The organism is Ruminococcus sp. AM31-15AC (assembly GCF_003462045.1).
Taxonomy (GTDB): Bacteria; Bacillota; Clostridia; order Oscillospirales; family Ruminococcaceae; genus Hominimerdicola; species Hominimerdicola aceti.
Genome location: NZ_QTYG01000017.1, coordinates 18981 through 37950, shown reverse-complemented (window position 1 = coordinate 37950; position 18970 = coordinate 18981). Strand labels below are relative to the sequence as shown.

At 43.0% G+C, this 18970-nt stretch carries 22 protein-coding genes and 1 pseudogene; all 23 read left to right on the top strand.

Going from position 1 to position 18970, the window contains the following annotated elements; translation table 11 throughout:
* Positions 1-123 precede the first annotated feature (123 nt).
* A complete protein-coding gene (locus tag DW793_RS06800) occupies positions 124-819 on the top strand; it encodes a hypothetical protein (protein ID WP_118157446.1) in 696 nt (231 codons plus the stop codon).
* Between the two features lie 130 nt (positions 820-949).
* Positions 950-1444 carry a hypothetical protein gene (locus DW793_RS06795; protein WP_118157445.1) on the top strand — a complete coding sequence of 165 codons (495 nt, stop codon included), beginning with the start codon at positions 950-952 and terminating at the stop codon, positions 1442-1444.
* A gap of 89 nt (positions 1445-1533) precedes the next feature.
* Positions 1534-2055 carry a hypothetical protein gene (locus DW793_RS06790; protein WP_118157444.1) on the top strand — a complete coding sequence of 174 codons (522 nt, stop codon included), beginning with the start codon at positions 1534-1536 and terminating at the stop codon, positions 2053-2055.
* 56 nt (positions 2056-2111) lie between these two features.
* A complete protein-coding gene (locus tag DW793_RS06785; protein ID WP_118157443.1) occupies positions 2112-2336 on the top strand; it encodes a hypothetical protein in 225 nt (74 codons plus the stop codon).
* On the top strand, positions 2302-2544 hold the full coding sequence (locus tag DW793_RS06780; protein WP_147340424.1) for a hypothetical protein: 243 nt from the start codon (positions 2302-2304) through the stop codon (positions 2542-2544). Before DW793_RS06785 ends, DW793_RS06780 begins: the two co-directional genes overlap by 35 nt.
* Positions 2545-2743: 199 nt before the next feature.
* Complete coding sequence (locus DW793_RS06775) at positions 2744-3079, top strand: hypothetical protein (protein WP_117876758.1); 336 nt, start codon at positions 2744-2746, stop codon at positions 3077-3079.
* A 32-nt stretch (positions 3080-3111) separates the two neighbouring features.
* The gene (locus tag DW793_RS06770; RefSeq protein WP_118125292.1) at positions 3112-3366 is read left to right on the top strand and encodes a hypothetical protein; all 255 of its coding nucleotides are present in this window, start codon (positions 3112-3114) and stop codon (positions 3364-3366) included.
* Between the two features lie 16 nt (positions 3367-3382).
* Positions 3383-4363 carry a DUF6557 family protein gene (locus DW793_RS06765; protein ID WP_118125294.1) on the top strand — a complete coding sequence of 327 codons (981 nt, stop codon included), beginning with the start codon at positions 3383-3385 and terminating at the stop codon, positions 4361-4363.
* A 25-nt stretch (positions 4364-4388) separates the two neighbouring features.
* Positions 4389-5009: a hypothetical protein gene (locus tag DW793_RS06760; RefSeq protein ID WP_118125296.1), complete on the top strand. Its 621-nt coding sequence runs from the start codon at positions 4389-4391 to the stop codon at positions 5007-5009.
* 32 nt (positions 5010-5041) lie between these two features.
* Entirely contained in the window at positions 5042-5500 is a 459-nt protein-coding gene (locus tag DW793_RS06755; protein ID WP_252969714.1) for a metallophosphoesterase, read from the top strand.
* A complete protein-coding gene (locus DW793_RS15275) occupies positions 5467-5730 on the top strand; it encodes a hypothetical protein (RefSeq protein ID WP_252969713.1) in 264 nt (87 codons plus the stop codon). Before DW793_RS06755 ends, DW793_RS15275 begins: the two co-directional genes overlap by 34 nt.
* A 20-nt stretch (positions 5731-5750) precedes the next feature.
* Positions 5751-6248 carry a hypothetical protein gene (locus tag DW793_RS06750; RefSeq protein WP_118125300.1) on the top strand — a complete coding sequence of 166 codons (498 nt, stop codon included), beginning with the start codon at positions 5751-5753 and terminating at the stop codon, positions 6246-6248.
* Between the two features lie 791 nt (positions 6249-7039).
* Positions 7040-9751: a response regulator gene (locus DW793_RS06735; protein WP_118157441.1), complete on the top strand. Its 2712-nt coding sequence runs from the start codon at positions 7040-7042 to the stop codon at positions 9749-9751.
* Positions 9752-9756: 5 nt separating this feature from the next.
* Positions 9757-10515: a response regulator transcription factor gene (locus DW793_RS06730; protein ID WP_181982532.1), complete on the top strand. Its 759-nt coding sequence runs from the start codon at positions 9757-9759 to the stop codon at positions 10513-10515.
* Between the two features lie 90 nt (positions 10516-10605).
* The gene (locus DW793_RS06725) at positions 10606-11298 is read left to right on the top strand and encodes a cytidylate kinase-like family protein (protein ID WP_118157440.1); all 693 of its coding nucleotides are present in this window, start codon (positions 10606-10608) and stop codon (positions 11296-11298) included.
* Positions 11299-11425: 127 nt separating this feature from the next.
* Positions 11426-12667: an urea ABC transporter substrate-binding protein gene (gene urtA / locus DW793_RS06720; protein WP_118157439.1), complete on the top strand. Its 1242-nt coding sequence runs from the start codon at positions 11426-11428 to the stop codon at positions 12665-12667.
* A 98-nt stretch (positions 12668-12765) separates the two neighbouring features.
* Positions 12766-13671, top strand: a complete 906-nt coding sequence (urtB, locus tag DW793_RS06715; protein ID WP_118157438.1) for an urea ABC transporter permease subunit UrtB — start codon at positions 12766-12768, stop codon at positions 13669-13671.
* 17 nt (positions 13672-13688) lie between these two features.
* Complete coding sequence (gene urtC, locus DW793_RS06710; RefSeq protein WP_118157437.1) at positions 13689-14798, top strand: urea ABC transporter permease subunit UrtC; 1110 nt, start codon at positions 13689-13691, stop codon at positions 14796-14798.
* 1 nt (position 14799) lies between these two features.
* The gene (urtD, locus tag DW793_RS06705) at positions 14800-15579 is read left to right on the top strand and encodes an urea ABC transporter ATP-binding protein UrtD (protein ID WP_118157436.1); all 780 of its coding nucleotides are present in this window, start codon (positions 14800-14802) and stop codon (positions 15577-15579) included.
* 1 nt (position 15580) lies between these two features.
* Complete coding sequence (gene urtE, locus DW793_RS06700; protein WP_118157435.1) at positions 15581-16273, top strand: urea ABC transporter ATP-binding subunit UrtE; 693 nt, start codon at positions 15581-15583, stop codon at positions 16271-16273.
* 26 nt (positions 16274-16299) lie between these two features.
* Positions 16300-17370 (top strand): hybrid sensor histidine kinase/response regulator, encoded by a 1071-nt coding sequence (locus tag DW793_RS06695; protein WP_117876787.1) that lies wholly within the window; start codon positions 16300-16302, stop codon positions 17368-17370.
* Between the two features lie 41 nt (positions 17371-17411).
* Positions 17412-17651, top strand: a pseudogene (locus DW793_RS06690) (hypothetical protein); the annotation flags it as partial.
* A 154-nt stretch (positions 17652-17805) separates the two neighbouring features.
* On the top strand, positions 17806-18912 hold the full coding sequence (locus DW793_RS06685) for an iron-containing alcohol dehydrogenase family protein (protein WP_390624654.1): 1107 nt from the start codon (positions 17806-17808) through the stop codon (positions 18910-18912).
* Positions 18913-18970 lie beyond the last annotated feature (58 nt).

Genomic DNA, 18970 nt, shown 5'->3' with positions numbered 1-18970 from the left:
AGAGTAATAGAAAACTCAGCGAAAGTGCTTGTGCAGACGATGAGCTATGATACTGAAACAGTTGAGTGAGCAATGGCGGACACTATGGCGACTGTCATAATGTCAGATGAAGAGAGGTGAAATATGGATAAAAAGGTAAAAGCTTTTTTTGCAGCTATGGGAATTGCCACGGCGTTGTTAGTGTCTGTTTCTGCATCTGCGGATAATTCTGACTCAAAAGTGCAGGTGAGCATCGACATCACTTGGGACTCTTTGGAGTTTACCTATACAGACGGGCAGTGGGATCCTGAGACCCACTCATATAAAGGTGGCGGTTGGTCTGACAGCGGCGGAAATTTTACTTTGACAAACACAGGGAATGTGGGTGTTATGGCGGATTTTTCATACAAACAAGCAGAGGGCATGGACGAGATAAAAGGCTATTTTTCAAGCAGTGAGCTAATAGTGCCTATCTCAGAAAGTAAGAATTGTAAGTTGAGCCTGTCAGGTAAACCAACAGAGCATTTTGAAAGCAAGACTATCGGCACTGTTACAGTGAATGTCACTACCGATGATTCGGGAGATGCAGGCGACAGTACGATAACAGGCTGGTATAAGGATGAGGAAACCGGCGATTGGTACTATTATGATAAGAACGGCAAATTGGTCACAGGTTGGTTTAAGGACGGCGGAAATGAATGGTATTATGCCGATGAAGACGGCAAGCTTGTCAGAGGTTGGTTCAATGACGGTGGAAATGATGGGCGTTATTCTGGTGATGACGGAAAATTGCACTCAGATTGGGTCAAAGTGAATGACGATTGGTACTATTTTGACTGAGACGGTTCAATAGCAAAGAACACCACTATTGACGGACGGTATATTGGACTTGACGGCAGGTGGGACGGATACGGCGAAACACCAAATATGTAAGTAAAAAAAATCAATTATAAAAAAGGAGAACTCACTTATGAAAAAGACAATTTCTATCACAATGGCATTTGCACTTGTGGCAACACTCAGCACGGCGGCGTTTGCAGCGGCGGCTGATGACGCTGACATCAAAAAGGATATCGGCGTAAATGCAAAGTATGTTGAGGATATCAAGACTTCAAAAACTATCAGTGCCGACGTTGTGTGGGGCGAAATGGAGTTCACATACAGCGTGAACGGAACAAAGACTTGGAACGCTAAAACCCACGAATATGACATTGATACCAAGTGCGAATGGTCTGCAAAGGGCAATGATATAAGCGTTACAAACCATTCCAATGCGGCAATCGACGTTGATTTTACATACCAGCCTCTTGATGAATACAGCGTTGTAAAAGGCACATTCACAAATGACGAATTTACCATACCCACAGCCGAGGGCAAGGCTGTTAATGATGAAAGCCTTACAGTAAGCACGGCTCTTACCCTAAGCGGCGAGCTTCATCAGATGTTACCGCTCTTACAAAAGTAGGAAACGTAGCGGTAAATATTGCAGAAGCTTCGGAAAATGCAGATACAGATGTAAAAACAGTTTCATCATATAACGACCTTGTTAGCGCAGTGGCAGCAGGCGGAAAGATAAAGCTTGATGACGATATCACACTGAAAAGCCGCATAAACTGCAAAAAGAACACTGTTATCGAACTCGACCTTAACGGTCACACTATCACAGGACAGATAATGAACAATGGCGCAGATTGTACTATCAAAAACGGCACTCTTAACGGCGACGAAGGTCCGATAATGGTGCAGGGCGGCACAACAAATCTTATAGGCTGTAAGATATCCACAAAATATACTCCTGTTTATGTTTCGAGGGGTACTGCAAATATAACTGACTGCACTCTTACAAATGAAGATGCGAATAAAAGCGTAGTTATCAATAATACAGGTACAGTAAATATCAGCGGTACTACAAATATTTCAAGTACGATCTACAAAAATCCAAACAGCAAATATCTGCCTCACGTTCTTGCAGGCACATATAATTTTGACCCGACCGACTTTGTTGACAGCGAGAAGTTTACTATAACTCAGAGCGGTGAAAACTGGATAGTTGCGGAAAAATCGCAGAGAAGATAATAAGTTTTGACGATTCAGGGGTCTCATGATGAATAAGCAAAAAAGATGACGGCAAATTGATAGTATCTGTGCTGGCGGTTTGCTTTGCGGTGACGCTGCTTGTTATGATATATGCACTTTGCAGACCGCAGACAAAGCCCAAAGCAGAGTTTGTTCCACCCCCTTTTGAAAGCGAAGCACAGCAGGGCGTGCCTGATGTTCCGGAGGAGTTTGGCTACAGTTCTCCTGACAGGGACGATATGAGCTATGATTTCGCAGTGTGCGGAAAAAGGCTGGGATAGTATGAAGCCTGAAGAAAAATACGAACATATTTTCAAATGCATTTCCGAGATATGCTTTGATTATTTTCTGTCAACAAAGACGCAGGAACTTCTCAAGGTAAATATCAATAATACATTTTCACAGCTTATTGACGAAGTTGTCGAAGAAAGAAATCAAGAAATCCACGAGAGATTCAAGGAAAAGGCTGAAAAATATATTTCAGAGTAATAGCTTTTTGACAAAACGAGCGTATACCGATTTGGTATACGCTTGTTTTGATTATACCGTGATCATTATTACGGCACTATAAGTGCCGTTTGTTGAATTATAAATAGTTTGATATGTGACAAATAACGTACTAGACGTAACGGCGAAAGCGTGTTATACTATAAATATAGAGAAGATGAGTATGAAAGGAGTGGGCAACATGGAAAGCGGTCGTGTTCAGGTTAGCTTTTTGGGAATGTCTTTTAATCACCAGATGTCCTGGATAGATGAAACTGTCTCACATATAGTTACACATAATTTACAACCAAAGATAAGGGCAGAAGGTAGGAAAGCCTATGGTCAAAAGGGCTACACACACGCTTTGAAAAGAATATTTGAAGTAATAAAGAGCGACCCAAAGAATATAACGAACCTGGATGAGATTGTAAAGGCGGAAAGGAAGCTGAAGGACTATCTATATGACGGGAAGTTTTCAGATGATGAAATGCTAAGCTGTTGGGGTAAATACACACAAAACTATATGAATGAGTTGTAGGATATGTGATTATAAGAGGAGAGGTTATTTTAATGTCAAAGAAGAAGTTGAATATTCCATTGTCGGAGTTTATAAATTTAAAGGAGAAAAAACCAGAGGATATGACAGGCTGTGTCGTGCTATATAAGAATGGCGGGTTAGACGTAGCAACTTGGCATTCGCATGCCTACAACCCAGATGATGAGCCAGGGTATTTCAAACAGGGGTGTTTCTATATGGGGAAAGAAAATATAGTGGCGTGGCTTTCGATAAATGATTATGTTATTGACATGAATGATTCAGACTGATAATGGGGGAGATATGATGTACTTTTATCAAGTGCTCCAAAGCTGCGATGAATTTAAGGTTGTCAGCGAATTTTTAGCGATGATCAAAAGCTCTGAAAAATGCTCTGCCAATCAGAGGATAAGAGAGACTATAAAGGCTTTGCCTCAGATAACTCCCAACAAATCGGACAATGAAGTTTTATATATTGAGGAGCTTAAAGAAGCACAGGAAGAGGGCGAAAATTTTTATAATGTTTATCTGCTCGATAGATCGAATAACGAAACTTACAGCATAGAGGCGGTTCCTTGGGATGAGGTCTTAGGTTATACCGTCGATGAAGCAAGCATTGCAAAGTATGGTGATGTTAAATTCACAGCGTTGGTTTTATATGAGATGACGTATTTTGGTTTTTCTGAGAAACAGATACAGAATACTATCAAAGCTTTTAATGATGAGGATATTTTCTATTCACGTGCTTACCTTGAAAACGTTTGTAAAGAGATAAACTATATCACGGAAAAAGATATCGACAAGATGTATGACCTAGCCCAGACGATCGTCAGAGATCTGATGATATATCACACTTCCAGATATCTTCATAATGTTCCGCTGCTTGTATCTCTTTGTCGAAGAGACGTTATGATCACCGAGGTTGAAGAATATTCCTGCGCAGAGATACTCGAAGCGACTGAGCAGATAAACGATATCGCTGTCAGACTATTTAGAGATGGCAGACTGATCTTTCACCACGGTGTTCCTGCTGTATATGCCGCCGCACAAAGCGTTTGCGATGAGTATCTTTTGAAAATATTTGCAAGAGCCGTGAGAAGCGAAATGATGGTATATGCAGGAGTGCGCATTCACGAAGCAGATGAACATTATCTGGTATTCAGAGAAAACAATGGAAGTAAAGAATGGCTCGGCGTTTATTGGAACAAGGAAAGGTTTGGCAAAGACATAATAGCCTATACCACAGCGCCGAATTATGCGCAAGATATCAGTTTTTGCAGTCTTTAGGCAATACAATGAGGTGCAATGGCAAGTGAAATTTATTACTGAAACAGATATTGAGAAAATGCTGATCTTAGCAGAAGATGTGGCAGATAAACTAGATATGCGCTATATGTTCTATGATGAAGAGGGCAGGGAAGAAGTCGATAACGCCGTGCAAAGATTTATGAAAGACCCCAATGCTGAGCTTTTCCACAAGCTTTACAGAGAGCATTTAAGCGAGCGTGACTCATCAAATTTAACAGCTGAGGATATCCGCAAAAAGATCGAACCGAACGTTCATAAGGCTTTGGGGCTTTTTAGAAACGGCACAGGAACGCTTGGCAGATGTGACTATGCGGCAGCGAAAACTGTTTCTGACGAATATCTGCTCAACTTGCTTGCCTGTGAAGTCCGTGATAAAATGCGCATATTTGACGCACAACGCTTTTCCGACGCCTGCAAGATAAAAGGCTATCTGCTGGTTGAAAAATGTAACGAGAACGAGAAGCCTATATGTATAAAATTCTCTCTTGCCGACATCAGAGAAAAGTACAAAGAATATCTTGCAGATGAAGATAGTAAAGAGCTTTTGGTATACTGTTTTGAGACCATAAAAAACGATCACCGCCAGAAAAGAACGCTGCTTGATATCAGCGATCTGGGACTTTGATGAGAAAATTATAATATAGGAGGTCATATTTATTGAAAATATATGCAATAAGCGATATACACGGCTGTTTTATACCTTTTCTTTATGCGCTGGATATCATTTTGGAACATCTTGAAGAGCCGGATACAAAGCTTGTCTTGCTTGGCGACTATATCCACGGCGGCGATGAAAGTCGACAGGTGTTTGATAAGATAATGAATCTACAGGCGAAATACGGAACAGATAAAGTTATCACACTAATGGGAAATCACGAAGATTTTGTGCTGGAGGGCTTTTCTAGTATCGACAATGTGTATGTAGGCTATTTAAGTGATCAAGACCATTGCGATACTAAATATATCCGCTGGATGGAAAATTTGCCGAAGTATTATGTTGAGGGCAATACGATATTTGTCCACGCAGGTATCAACGAAGAAGCAGCCGATGAGTGGAAGTGGGAAACAAGCGAATATGAATTTTGCAAAAATATCCACATCAGCTTGGCAAGATAGCTGGGCTTGATAAGAAAGTCGTGGCAGGGCATATATACACCTCTGAGATCGCAGACGACAGCGATTTTCACGATATATATTACGATGGAGATAGCCACATTTATATTGACGGCGATGTGCTGACAAACGGCATACTCCCCATACTGCTGGTCGATACTGACAAAGATGAATATTATCAAGTAACGGAAAACTGGCAAATACCATTAGAACCATATGGTTATGAAGAGTGATATGAAAGGTGGATATGAAATTGGCAAACGTAAAAAATCAAGAATATACAAAGGAAATGTTTAAAGACATAGCGTTCTTTACTCTTGCCGAGCCTGGTGCTATGGGGGTCGGCAATCTTATGGAATTTATCACAGCCGAAGGTGAGGAGTTCTCGCTTTTCTTTTCTGAAGAAATGCCATATTCAAAGGTCAAGGAGTATTTTCCTGCGTTAGATGATTGCTATTGGAATGGTCCTGAATCAGATGAATCATGCAGAACTGAGTTCGTGTTCTACCTCAGTAAGGACGAAAGGAACTTCAAGCACACAAAGCCACCGGAAAATTATACGCACTTATATGAGGGCTTTGGCAATCACATATGCATACGAAACGATTATTATCCTGTGGTCAAGCCGATCATACGAGATCTTATAGAAAAGAATGAGCTTGTAAATTGGTACACGAGGACTGGAGAAATAATAGACGCAATAAAAACCCTTACGGCAGAAAAGAAAGAAGGAAAAATGCAATGCGATTAGAAGAATTTTTAGATTGCTTTGACATTAATTGTATAGTAGAGATAACGTGTGAAAGTGAACCTGTTAGGAAATGCACAGTGTCGGCCGCATTATCGGACGACAGATACCCGGCGGTGGACTATGTGGTCTTGCCCGGCAGTGTTACATTTAAGGATGATGTCGTACATATACCAGTGATTTGGAAATTGACCTGGGGGACGTTCAGAAAGTGTATAAATACTTATTCCGCTGAACACGAAGAAAATGGAGCAGTATAATGACCCAAAGCAGGTGGATGTTTTGTCAGAATCATCGAATATTTTAGCACCAAAAAAATTTTATACGTCAGACCTGCATATCGGACACAAGAACATAATAGGTTTTGATCACAGACCGTTCAGTTCACTTGATGAAATGACGGAAAAGATAATTGCTAATTGGAACAAGACTTTTTCTTGCGCACTGCTAATAATCTTGTTCCCATTGAAGTGAAATCTCAAAATGAAATCAATGAAAATACTTATATTCTCCGATAAATACGAAGATATAAGTTTTGGTATAAAGTTAAAGCATGGAAATATTGGGCATGACAGTGATGTCTATACCTTCCCCTATTCTTGTTCTTTTCTCGTTAAGTCTTTTCTTAAGCAAAGATTTTAATTTATCACAAGCAAAGTTGAAATAGCCAAAATTCCACAACAGTTGACAAAACTGCAAAAATATGATATAATTTTTAGGTAATAATTTAAGAGCAATGACGCTCCGTGTAATTTTCACGGGGCGTTTTTTATTTTTTTGTGGGGGTGTTTTCTGTGAAAGTCAATGAAAAGAAGGACAGAAGTGCGCTCAAAAGCCGCAATATCACCATTTGTGCAGTTGTGGTGTTTCTTCTTATTACGGCTCTTACTTTAATGAGCAGCAGATATATGACTCAGTGTATCAACAGAGAAAATACCGCACAATCAAACAGGGGAGAGCTTTCTGATCTTGGACAGGAGCTTGCGGACGCTTCCGATTATCTTACCGATGAAGCTAGAAAATTCTCCGTAACAGGGGATATCGAACACCTTTACAACTATTGGTATGAGGTCTATGAGGAAAAGACTCGTGATCGTGTTATAAACAGCCTTTCCGCCCTTGACCCCCCAGAGAACGAAACTGCGCTTCTTGCGGAAGCCAAAAAGTTTTCTGATACTCTCATAAAGACCGAAACAGTGTCAATGAAGCTTATGCTCACTGCAAAAGGCATAACAGCGAAACAGTTTGGCGACAGCAAGGGCGGCAGATTGGCTGAGTATGTTTCCATTGTGGAGGATACGCCCCTGCCTGAGGAATACAGCGGACTTAGCCCTGATGAAATGAAAGAGCGTTCCCGCGAGATACTTTATGACAGCTTTTATAACGATTCTAAAACCATGATAATGTCGCCTATAGAACGCTTTCGTCAGGCTCTTAATAAACGTCTTGATGCAGAGGTGGAAAGCGCTGCCGCAGGACGTGAAACTGCACTGGTGATACAGCTTGTGTGTTCAGCGAGCGTGCTAGTTATTGTGGGCATAGTACTGATAGTTTTTGAAAGCCTTTATGTCAGACCTATAAACGACTACTCTGAGAGCCTTTCAAAGCGTAATGAAAATTCTGCCGAATTTGACCTTTCAAACGTTCGTGTGTCACCAAAGGGAGCGTATGAGCTTTTTCGATTTGGCGAGCTTTTCAACCGCCTTTCGCAGATACTTCAAAATGAGCTTAAAAAGCGTGAAACAGCCGAGGCACAAATGCGGCAGGCTAAAGAAGAAGCAGACAGGGCGAACAGTGCAAAAAGTGATTTTCTTGCACAAATGAGCCATGAGCTTCGCACGCCGCTTAATGCTATCACAGGCTATCTTTATATGCTTTCAAATACCAGTCTTAATGATGCTCAGAAGAGATATTGCACTAATATAAACACAGCCTCAGAAAATCTTCTTGGTCTTATAAATAACGTTCTTGACTTTTCCAAAATAGAGTCGGGAAGCTTGCAACTCGAATACACCGATTTTGACCTGGTGAAGCTTATAAGCGACACCTATTCCATAATGGAAAGCACAGCCATAGCAAAGGATATCCCATTGCGTCTTGATATATCGGGGGATTTGCCGAATTGCATCAGCGGCGACCCTTTGCGATTGAGGCAGGTGATTGTAAATCTTATCGGAAATGCGGTGAAGTTCACCGACAGGGGCGAGGTGGCCTTTGACTGTAAATGTCAGGAAATAAAGGACAAAAGCGTTGTTATCAAGTTCAGTGTTTCAGACTCAGGGGAGGGCATACCCCAAGACAGGCTTGAGAGCATTTTTGAACCTTTTATCCAAAGCGACGCAGGAGTGACAAGACGTCACGGAGGAACAGGTCTGGGGCTCCCTATCTCGCAATCTATCGTCAAGGCGGCAAGCGGTGGTAAATATAGCATCGAGGTTACATCTCAGCTTGGAAAAGGCTCGTGCTTTAGCTTTCTTATGCCGTTTGATGTCGCAGAGCCGTCACAGGTGCAGAGCGAAAATGATACTTCTCAGGGCGTGCTTGTTGAAAAAACGGTAATTTTGTTGGTGGACGACAACAGTGTGAACCTGGATATCGAAAGCGAGATATTAGGTACATACGGCTTGCAGGTGGATACCGCCGACAGCGGCTCAAAGGCTATAGAATATTGCCTTGGTCATAGTCCTGATATGATAATTCTTGACCTTCATATGCCTGATATGGACGGCTATGAAACAGCAAGACACATAAGAGAACTTCCTGATTTCAGACTTACGCCAATAATCGCTCTTACTGCCGACGTTGTTTCGGGCATAGAGCAAAAAGCCTATGAAGCAGGCATGGACGGCTATATCTCGAAGCCTTTCCGACCTGATGATCTGAGAAAAATGATATACAAGCATTTGCACATAAGGCGTGAAATGCCCGAAATAACTGTTGAGCAGGGTGACGAAGTGTTTGACTGCGTTGCCTGCCTTGACGCTTTGGGCGGCAGCAAAAGCATACTTTTTGATATAATAAAGCGTTTTATTTCCGACCACGGAAACGACCAGAAATATATCTGCCAGCATATCGAAGCGGGAAGCTATATGAACGCACGGATAATTCTCCATGACATTATGGGGCTTTCGGGCAATCTCTGCTGCAGACGGCTTCATGAAAGCGCAAAGGCGCTAAACGATACTCTTAAAACTGATGCACTGCAAAATGCTGATACAAAAGATTTTGAGGAACAGTGGCATAAGGCTGTGAGCAGGCTTGAGAAATTTTTGCAGCTTGATGATGACAGCAGTCCGCAGAATGCAGATGATCAGAAAAACTCACAGCTTGTAAAAGGGCTTTTAGACCGTTGCAAAGCCTTTGATATCTCTGTGGCAGAATATTTTCAACAGCACAGGGCAGAGTTCAAGAAGTTTATGAAAAAGACGAATTTCAGGCGGCTTGAAGAATACATAAACAGATATGATCTTCTAAGCATCACACAGTCTGAGGATCTATGGAGGTGACAAGTGTGTATAAGATACTTTTGGCGGAGGACGACGCAGATATGCGTTTTATCTACTCACGAATGTCAGTGTGGAAAGAATGTGGCTTTGTTATAGCAAAAGAGGTGTCAAACGGCAAGGACGCTCTTGCTGTGCTTAGATCCGAAGATTTTGACCTTGTGCTGACGGATATAAGAATGCCGTTTATTGACGGCATAGAGCTTCTTGGAAAGATAAACGAGCTTGGCATAGATGTGGCAGTGGCTTTCATAAGCTCATATGACGAGTTTGAATATGCACGAAAAGGGCTTGTGCTTGGGGCGTTTGACTATCTTTTAAAGCCAGTCAATGAGCAAAAGCTTGGAGATATGCTAAGACGTGTAACCGAAAAGCTTGAAGAGAAGAAGGTTGAAAACACCTGCTCAGACTATGTGCTTTCGGCACTTGAAGCCGTGGGCAAAAGTAGCGGAGACAGCTTTACTCAGGATATCTGCACATATTTTTCAAATACAAGCTGTCGGGATATCTCAGTTGAGCAGGCGGCGGAGCATTTTGGCTTCAGCCGTGACTATTTCGGCAAACTTTTCAGGCGGCAGATAGGGGAAAGCTTCAGCAAATTCAGCACCCTTGTGAAAATAGAATACGCCAAAAAGCTTTTGCGGCAAAGCGGAATGAAGGCCTATGAGATAAGCGAGGAGCTTGGCTATTCAAGTGCAGACTATTTCACAAAGGTGTTTAAAGAGATAACGGGCGTTTCCCCTGCACAGTATAAACAATCATTGTGACTTGTCTGAAAAATATAGGATTTTCTCTGATTTTTAGTGTTTTTATCTTTTGACCCTTGTGCTATACTATAAGCACAGGAGGTGATAGAAATGGACAATTTCGTTATTACCATAGCAAGAGGTTTCGGAAGCGGAGGAAAGCAGATCGGACTTGCTCTTTCAAAACAGCTTGGGATACCTTGCTATGAAAGCCAGATACTCAGCATGGCTTCAAACTACAGCGGAATAAACAAGGATCTGTTTTTTCAGGTGGACGAAAAGCTGAGGGGCTACCACCTTATCAAAAGACTTATGAAGTCTGCGAACAAGGACGATATCGTTGAGCCGACGGACAAGAGCTTCATTTCCGACGTTAATCTTTACAATATTCAGGCGAAGATAATCAAGGAGCTTGCCAAACAGCAATCCTGCATTATCATTGGAAAATGTGCAAATCACCTGCTGCGTGACTATGAAAACACCGTAAGCGTGTATATAGAAGCTCCAAGAGCTTTCTGCGTAAAAAATGTTATTGAACGCCTTGGTGTCACCGAGGAAGAAGCCCACAGAATGATCTATCAGACCGACCGCTATCGTGCCGATTACTACAAGTATTACACAGGCGGTGAAACGTGGACAAATCCGGTGCTTTATGATATGACCCTTAATTCTGACCGTATGGGAATGGATAAATGCACGGAGCTTATCATTCAGTATCTGAAGATAAAGCTTGGTGAGGATATACTCGGTAAAAAAGGTACAGCGGAAAATGATAAGGCGCTTAAGCAGCTTGGTCTGTTTTAGGTAAAAAACTTAATATTACAACAATGAAGTTGGTTTATCTGTCAAGGGAAAATACCCTTTAGAGCAGAGAGCCAATTTTTTTATTGCATTTAGTATGGAAAAGTAAAATGAATTGGAGGAAAACACTATGAAAAAGACAAGAATGAAGAGATTTTTAGCGGTGCTTTCAGCAGCGGCTCTGGCGGCAACAATGCTCACAGCCTGCGGTTCAAGAGGAGGCTCAAGCAGTGGCGACGGCGACACAGTTAAGGTGGGACTTCTTCACTCCCTCACAGGCTCAATGGCTATCAGTGAAAAGTCAGTTCGTGACGCTGAGGTGCTTGCTATCAAGGAGATAAATGCCGCAGGCGGTGTAAACGGCAAGCAGATAGAATACGTCGAGGAGGACGGAGCTTCCGAACCGTCAACCTTTGCAACAAAGGCTGAAAAGCTTATTGACAGCGAGGGCGTTTCAACTATCTTCGGCTGCTGGACTTCATCGTCAAGAAAGGCTGTTAAGCCTATTGTTGAGGAATACGGCTCACTTCTTTGGTATCCTGTTCAGTATGAGGGCATGGAAAGCTCATCGAATATCGTATACACAGGCGCAGCGCCAAACCAGCAGATCGTTCCTGCTATCGATTATCTGCTTGATCAGGGCTATAAGAAGTTCTTCCTCCTTGGCTCTGACTACGTTTTCCCAAGAACAGCGAACATGATAATCAACGCACAGCTTGAAGCAAAGGGTGCAAAAGCCGTTGGTGAAGAGTATGCAGATATGGATCAGACGGATTTTGCAGCTATCATCTCAAAGATCGAAGCTGCAAAGCCTGACGTTATCATCAACACTCTTAACGGAACAGGCAACGTTTCATTCTTCAAGCAGATGTCTGAAAAGAACTATACAAGCAAGGATTACATGACAATGTCATTCTCTATCGCAGAGGAAGAGGTCGCTACAATTGGCGCTGATATCCTTAAGGGTCACATGGTATCATGGAACTATTATCAGACAACAGACACAGAAAAGAACAAGGAATTTGTTAAGGCATATAAGGACGCGTACGGTGAGAACAGAGTAACATCTGACCCTGCGGAAGCCGCATATGACGCAGTTTACCTTTGGAAAGCAGCCTGCGAAAAGGCAGACAGCTTTGAGCCTGAGGACGTTATCAAGGCGGTTGAATCAGGTGAGATATCCTTTGACGCACTGGAAGGCACTGTAACTATCCAGGGCGACAATCACCACCTTGTAAAGCCTGTAAGGATCGGTCAGGTGGGCGATGACGGACTTATCAACGAGATATACGCAACTGACCCTGTTGCTCCGGACCCATATCTCTCAACTTATGAATGGGCAGTTAAGGCAGGGATCCAGCCTCTTGAATAAGCATATTTCATAATAAATCCTCTGTAAGTATCCTTTAATGCACAGTCAGTAATTTGGCTGTGCATTATTAAGGGCACGAAAGGACGTGGCAAAAATCTATGGATCGTTTTATAAACACTATGTTCAACGGCGTAAGCCTTAGTTCTATCATACTACTTACTTCTCTCGGTCTTGCAATAACTTTCGGGCTTATGAGAGTAATAAACATGGCTCATGGAGAGTTTGTGATGATAGGCGCATATACGACATATGTCGTTCAGCAAATATTCGTAAAATACTGTCCCGTAAGCATTCGTGACGTTTATTATTTTGTTGCTATCCCTGCCGCATTCGGCGTTACGTTCATTCTTGGAAGCTTGCTTGAAAAGTTTATCATCTCCCGATTATACGGGCGGGAGATAGACAGCTTGCTTGCAACATGGGGCATAAGCCTTATTTTACAGCAGGCGGCAAGAAGCATTTTCGGCACACAGGGCGTAAACGTAACAGCACCGTCATTTCTGAACGGTGGAATAAAGATAGGCGGCTGTACATTCTCATACAACAGACTTTTCATCATTCTTCTTGTGGCGCTTTGTCTGCTTCTGGTGTGGTTTATTATGTATAAGTCAAACTTCGGCAAGCAGATGAGAGCGGTTATGCAAAACAGAACAATGGCAAAATGTATGGGCATAAACTCACGCAAGGTGGATAACATCACCTTTGCTATCGGCTCAGGTCTTGCCGGTATCGCAGGCTGCTCGGTGGCGCTTCTTGGTTCTATCGACTCGACAGTTGGTCAGAGCTACATAGTAAACAGCTTTATGGCAGTCGTTCTCGGCGGCGTTGGCAAGCTTCTTGGTACTGCTATCGGCTCTGTGATAATAGGCTCTGCAAGCATTTTCACAGAGAATTATACTTCATCAACTATCGCAAAAGCTATCGTTCTGCTTATCGTTATTATCTTTTTGCAGAAGCGTCCGCAGGGACTTTTCGTTATCAAGAGCAGAAATCTTGACGAGTAAGGGAGGTGTTTCGGTCAATGAAACTAAGCAGATTTTTCAAAAAGAGGGGAGCTGCTATAAGCTTCCTTATAATAGCAATAATACTTGGCATCATGCCGCTGCTTCTTAATGCCGGAATGCTCTCCGGTTCATCTACAGTTATATTTCTCGGCAAGTGTATGGCGTTCGCCATTGCCGCAATGGGTATCGACCTTATATGGGGCTATACAGGTATCCTGAGCCTTGGTCACGGACTTTATTTTGCCCTTGGTGGATACTGCATGGCAATGTATCTAAAGCTTCAAGAAACAGGGGGCAAGATAACAGACTTCATGCACATAGGCGGACTTGATGAACTTCCTCTTATCTGGAAGCCTTTCAACTCCTTTGCTCTGACCCTTATCCTTATTATAGCAGTACCCTCAGTGGTGGCGTTTATTATCGGATATTTTATCTTTAAAAACAGAGTAAAGGGCGTTTATTTCTCTATCATCTCACAGGCACTCACATGGGCGGCTTATTCTATCTTTATCGCACTTTCTACCTACACGAACGGAAACGTGGGTATCACAGAGATAAAGACCATTTTCGGAAGCATCAAGGGCAATCTTCACAGAAACGAGATGTTCAAGCTTTATTATCTTGCACTTATCCTTATGACACTTATCTTTGCACTGTCAAGATTTCTTGTTAGCCGTAAGTTCGGTAAGCTTCTTATCGCTATTAGAGACGGTGAGAACAGAACATACTTCTCAGGCTATAAGGTAAGCGCATATAAGAACTTTATCTATGTGCTGTCTGCGGCACTGGCAGGTATCGCAGGCGCAGTTTTTGTAAACTTCAACGGAAGCATTACTCCGTCACAAATGACTATTTCATATTCTATCACAATGGTAATATGGGTAGCTGTCGGAGGCAGAGGAACGATAATAGGCGCTGTTATCGGTGCATTTCTTATCAATCTTTGCGAGTATAACCTCAGCTCAGGAAGCATGGTTGAGATATGGCAGTATATAATCGGTGCAGTGTTCTGCGTGACTATCATATTCTTCAAGAGCGGTATCGTTGGTATCGTCAGCGAACAGCTCCCTGCGCTTTTCCGCAAGCTTAAAACAAAGGGCAAAGACAAGGCAAAGGAGGCGGCGTAAAATGGCTACAGCTACAAAGACAAATGACGTTGTTCTTGAAATAAACAATATTTCCGTTTCCTTTGACGGCTTTTACGCCCTCACAGAGGTGAGAACAAAGGTCATGCGCAACAGCATACACTTTTTTATCGGACCCAACGGCGCAGGAAAGACCACGCTTCTTGACATAATCTGCGCAAAGACCAAGCCCACCTCCGGCACTGTTATTTTCCACCCCAAGGGCAGAGAAGCCGTAAGGCTCACAGGCATGAAAGAGTATAAGATAGTGCAGGAGGGCGTGGGAAGAAAGTTCCAGGTGCCGTCAGTGTTCGTAAATCTCACAGTGGAGGAGAACATGATACTCTCCCTGAAGGGTCACAAGGGCATATTTGATTCCATTTTCAAAAAGCCCTTAAAGGAGGATATGGAAAATATCCGCTCTACGCTTGAACGTGTGGGACTTGAGGATAAAGCGTCAGAACGTGCAGGAAGTCTTGCTCATGGTCAGAAGCAGTGGCTTGAGATAGCGATGCAGCTTGTGCAGAAGCCTGAGATAATAATGCTTGACGAGCCTGCCGCAGGCATGGGCAAGCCCGAAACTTTCCGAACGGGCGAGATACTAAAGGAGATAAAAAAGGATTGCACTATTATCGTTATCGAACATGATATGGACTTTGTAAAGCAGGCGGCTGATATCGTAACAGTGCTTCACGAGGGCAAAATGCTCATGGAGGGCAACATCAGCGACGTGCTTGCAGACAAGACCGTTCAGGCTGTTTATCTTGGAAGAGGGGGCGAGTAAAATGCTAAGCTTGAAAAACGTTGACTCATATTATGGTGAGAGCCGTGTTATAGAAAACCTCAGCTTTGAGGTGGAAAAGGGAAAGATAGTGGGGCTTATCGGCAGAAACGGCGTTGGCAAAAGCACCACTCTCAAAAGCATAATGGGCATTGTAAAGACCCCAAAAGGCGAGATAATATTTGACGGGGAGAACATCATCAAAAAGCCTGTCTATGAGCGTGTAAAGCTTGGCATAGGCTATGTTCCACAGGGACGTGATATTTTTTCACGGATGACAGTTGAGGAAAATATCGAGCTTGGATTGCAGCCAAAGGGCGGAAAGGGCAAAGTGCCTGACTATATCTATGACCTTTTTCCAATACTGCCGAAGTTTGCAAAGCGTAAGGGCGGCGACCTTTCAGGCGGTCAGCAACAGCAGTTAGCAATTGCAAGAGCCCTCGCAGCAGAACCGAAGATACTTATTCTTGACGAGCCTACAGAGGGCATACAGCCGTCAATAATTCAGGATATCGGAGCGGCGATACAGAAAATAAACGAGTGGAAAGGCATAACAGTGCTTCTTGTGGAGCAGTATTTGGACTTTGTTCTTGAAAACACCAACAAGCTTTATGTAATGGAAAAGGGCGAGATAATCTATGCAAACGAAACAAAGCTTGCAGACAAGGACGAGGTACAAAGACTCATGACGGAATAGCATTTTTTAGGCAAGGCGGTGATGAAATGTTTGAAAAAGCGGAGATACTTATTGTTGACGATATGCCTGAGCATATCGCCTTTGCAGGCACTATCCTGCGAAATGAGGGCTTCAGGGTGCTTGGGGCGACAAGTGCAAAGGCGGCTCTAAAAATGATGGAAAATAGCAAGCCACACCTTGTTCTTTTGGATATCAAAATGGAGGGCATGGACGGTCTGGAGCTTTGCAGGCATTTCAAATCTGGTGAGGAAACAAAGGAGATACCTGTTATCTTCATGACTTCTGAATCCGACCCTGCTGTGATAAAAAAGGGCTTTGAGCTTGGGTGCTGTGACTATGTTGTGAAGCCGTTTACAAAGGAGGAGCTTTTGGCACGAGTTAAAACTCACCTTGAAATATACAGCAAGCGCAGAAAGCTTGAGGAGGCAAATAATGAGCTTAGTCTGTTTTGTTCGGCAATATCTCACGATCTGCGTTCGCCGCTGAATGTTACGCAGATGTTGGCAGACACGCTGAAAGAAGACATACGAGCAGGCAACACAGAGGACGCATTGAAGATAGCTTCAATGATAGAGGGCAAGACTGCAAAGCTTATCACAATGATAGAACGGCTTCTTAGTTTCTCAAAAATGTGCAGCATCGAGCCGGAATATGAAACGCTTGATATGAATGAATTAGTAAGTGATATCTTCGATGAGTGCAAGTCCGCTGAGCCTGAGAGAAATATAACACTTATTGAGGGTAGTTTGCCGCAAATAAGCGGTGATGATGTGCTGGTGAGAATGCTTGTGAAAAATCTTATGACGAATGCTTTCAAATTCACCCGACACAGGCAGAATGCTGTTATAACAGTGTCTGCGATACCTGACGAAAGCTATGGTGTGATATCCTTCAGAGATAATGGCGCAGGGTTTGACATGGCATATGCTGACAAGCTTTTCGGCGTTTTTCAGCGGCTTCATCTTGACGAAGAATACGAAGGCAGCGGCATAGGGCTTGCCACGGCAGACCGCATAATAAAGCGTCATGGTGGCAGGATAGAAGCATATGGCGAGGTTGACAAGGGTGCAGAATTTACTCTGTATTTTCCTAAATAGCTATAAAAGCTGTACTGTTTGTTTGATGCTCTCGGCTGTTTTTTTTCATACAAATGAGAAGGTTAGGCAGCTTTTTTCACGCTGCAATGAACGGCATGGCGGCAAGGGACAAGATGTTCGCTATATTTGACGAGCCGACAAGCGATCTTGACAGCCTTAACGAAGCGGTGATACTCAAAGTGCTCCGTGACGAAGGCGCAGGCAGAACAGTGGCAGTGGTTTGGGTGTGCCATGTGGTATATTTTGTTTTTGGCGTTACGACTATCCGCGAGGAAGAATAATATATAGCGGTACTCTCAGTGGGAGTGCCGCTTTCTGATATATTTTTAATAATTATTAACAAAATATCACAAAATTACTCTATAAATAGTTGTATTATTAAATCATATAATTATGACGGTAGAAAATGCCGTTAAAAATAACGGAGGAAAGAATATGTCATACAACGAATTTTTACCAAGCTACTCTATTGGCGACGACTGCTACAAAGAAATACCTTATGTTACCCGACGTTATGGAAAAACCGCTGTTGTTATCGGCGGCAAGACCGCTATGGAAAAGGCTAAGCCTGAACTGCTTGCGGCTCTCAAAGGCTCTGACCTTGAGATAACCGACTTCATATGGTATGGCGGCGACTCAAATTATGAGAACATTGAAATGCTTAAAGCTATGCCGGAAGTGCAAAATGCATATATGGTCTTTGGCGTTGGCGGCGGACGTGCCGTTGATACTGTAAAGACCCTTTGCGACAGAATTGACAAGCCGTTTTTCACTTTCCCGACCCTTGCTTCAAACTGCGCTTCCTGCACGGCAATATCTGTTATCTACAACGCTGACGGCACTTTCAAGGAATATGCTTACCTCAAAGCACCTGCACTCCATACTTTCATCAACACAAAAATAATCGCAGAATCACCTGAAAAGCTTTTCTGGGCTGGTATCGGTGACGCTCTCAGCAAAGAGTACGAGGTGGTCTTTGCCTGCCGTGATAAGGATATGACCCATACGCCTTTGCTTGGCAGAGTTCTTGCAGAGGCATGCACAAAACCGCTTGTATCCTACGGAAAAAAAGCACTTGAGGATTGCAGAAATAACGTTTCTTCAAAGAATATCGAGCAGATAGCTCTTGATATCATCATTACAACAGGTCTCGTTTCAAATTTTACTGTTCATCAGAACAACCCCGATCCAAAGGACGATTACTATTATAATTCATCTCTTGCCCACTGCGTTTACTATGGCGCTTCGCTGTTTCCAAAGTGCGAGCATGATCACCTCCACGGAGAGATAGTTTCATTCGGCGTGCTTTGCCTGCTTACATATGACGAGCAGTATGAAGAACGTCAGCGCATTTTTGAGTTTAATCGCAGTATAGGTCTGCCATGCACATTAGGAGAGATAGCCCTGACAGAAGAAGATGTCCCAGCCATTGCACATAAGGCGGCAAGCGTTGTTGAGTGGACTTATGTTCCTGGCGAGCTTCGGAAGAAAAGTTTATTAAGGCGATACTTGATACCGATAAGGCAGGAAAGGAATTTCTAGCAAAGGCATAACAACAAAGAACAACAGCATATATAAATGGTGACTGAGCCGTATGGCT

What these genes read in the sequence shown, in the direction of transcription:
- DW793_RS06695 (WP_117876787.1), top strand. Translation starts at nt 16,300, where the DNA reads ATGTTTGAAAAAGCGGAGATACTTATTGTTGACGATATGCCTGAGCAT.
- DW793_RS06800 (WP_118157446.1), top strand. Translation starts at nt 124, where the DNA reads ATGGATAAAAAGGTAAAAGCTTTTTTTGCAGCTATGGGAATTGCCACG.
- DW793_RS06795 (WP_118157445.1), top strand. Translation starts at nt 950, where the DNA reads ATGAAAAAGACAATTTCTATCACAATGGCATTTGCACTTGTGGCAACA.
- urtA (WP_118157439.1), top strand. Translation starts at nt 11,426, where the DNA reads ATGAAAAAGACAAGAATGAAGAGATTTTTAGCGGTGCTTTCAGCAGCG.
- urtB (WP_118157438.1), top strand. Translation starts at nt 12,766, where the DNA reads ATGGATCGTTTTATAAACACTATGTTCAACGGCGTAAGCCTTAGTTCT.
- DW793_RS06780 (WP_147340424.1), top strand. Translation starts at nt 2,302, where the DNA reads ATGATTTCGCAGTGTGCGGAAAAAGGCTGGGATAGTATGAAGCCTGAA.
- DW793_RS06775 (WP_117876758.1), top strand. Translation starts at nt 2,744, where the DNA reads ATGGAAAGCGGTCGTGTTCAGGTTAGCTTTTTGGGAATGTCTTTTAAT.
- DW793_RS06765 (WP_118125294.1), top strand. Translation starts at nt 3,383, where the DNA reads ATGTACTTTTATCAAGTGCTCCAAAGCTGCGATGAATTTAAGGTTGTC.
- DW793_RS06685 (WP_390624654.1), top strand. Translation starts at nt 17,806, where the DNA reads ATGTCATACAACGAATTTTTACCAAGCTACTCTATTGGCGACGACTGC.
- urtD (WP_118157436.1), top strand. Translation starts at nt 14,800, where the DNA reads ATGGCTACAGCTACAAAGACAAATGACGTTGTTCTTGAAATAAACAAT.
- urtC (WP_118157437.1), top strand. Translation starts at nt 13,689, where the DNA reads ATGAAACTAAGCAGATTTTTCAAAAAGAGGGGAGCTGCTATAAGCTTC.
- DW793_RS06770 (WP_118125292.1), top strand. Translation starts at nt 3,112, where the DNA reads ATGTCAAAGAAGAAGTTGAATATTCCATTGTCGGAGTTTATAAATTTA.
- urtE (WP_118157435.1), top strand. Translation starts at nt 15,581, where the DNA reads ATGCTAAGCTTGAAAAACGTTGACTCATATTATGGTGAGAGCCGTGTT.
- DW793_RS06725 (WP_118157440.1), top strand. Translation starts at nt 10,606, where the DNA reads ATGGACAATTTCGTTATTACCATAGCAAGAGGTTTCGGAAGCGGAGGA.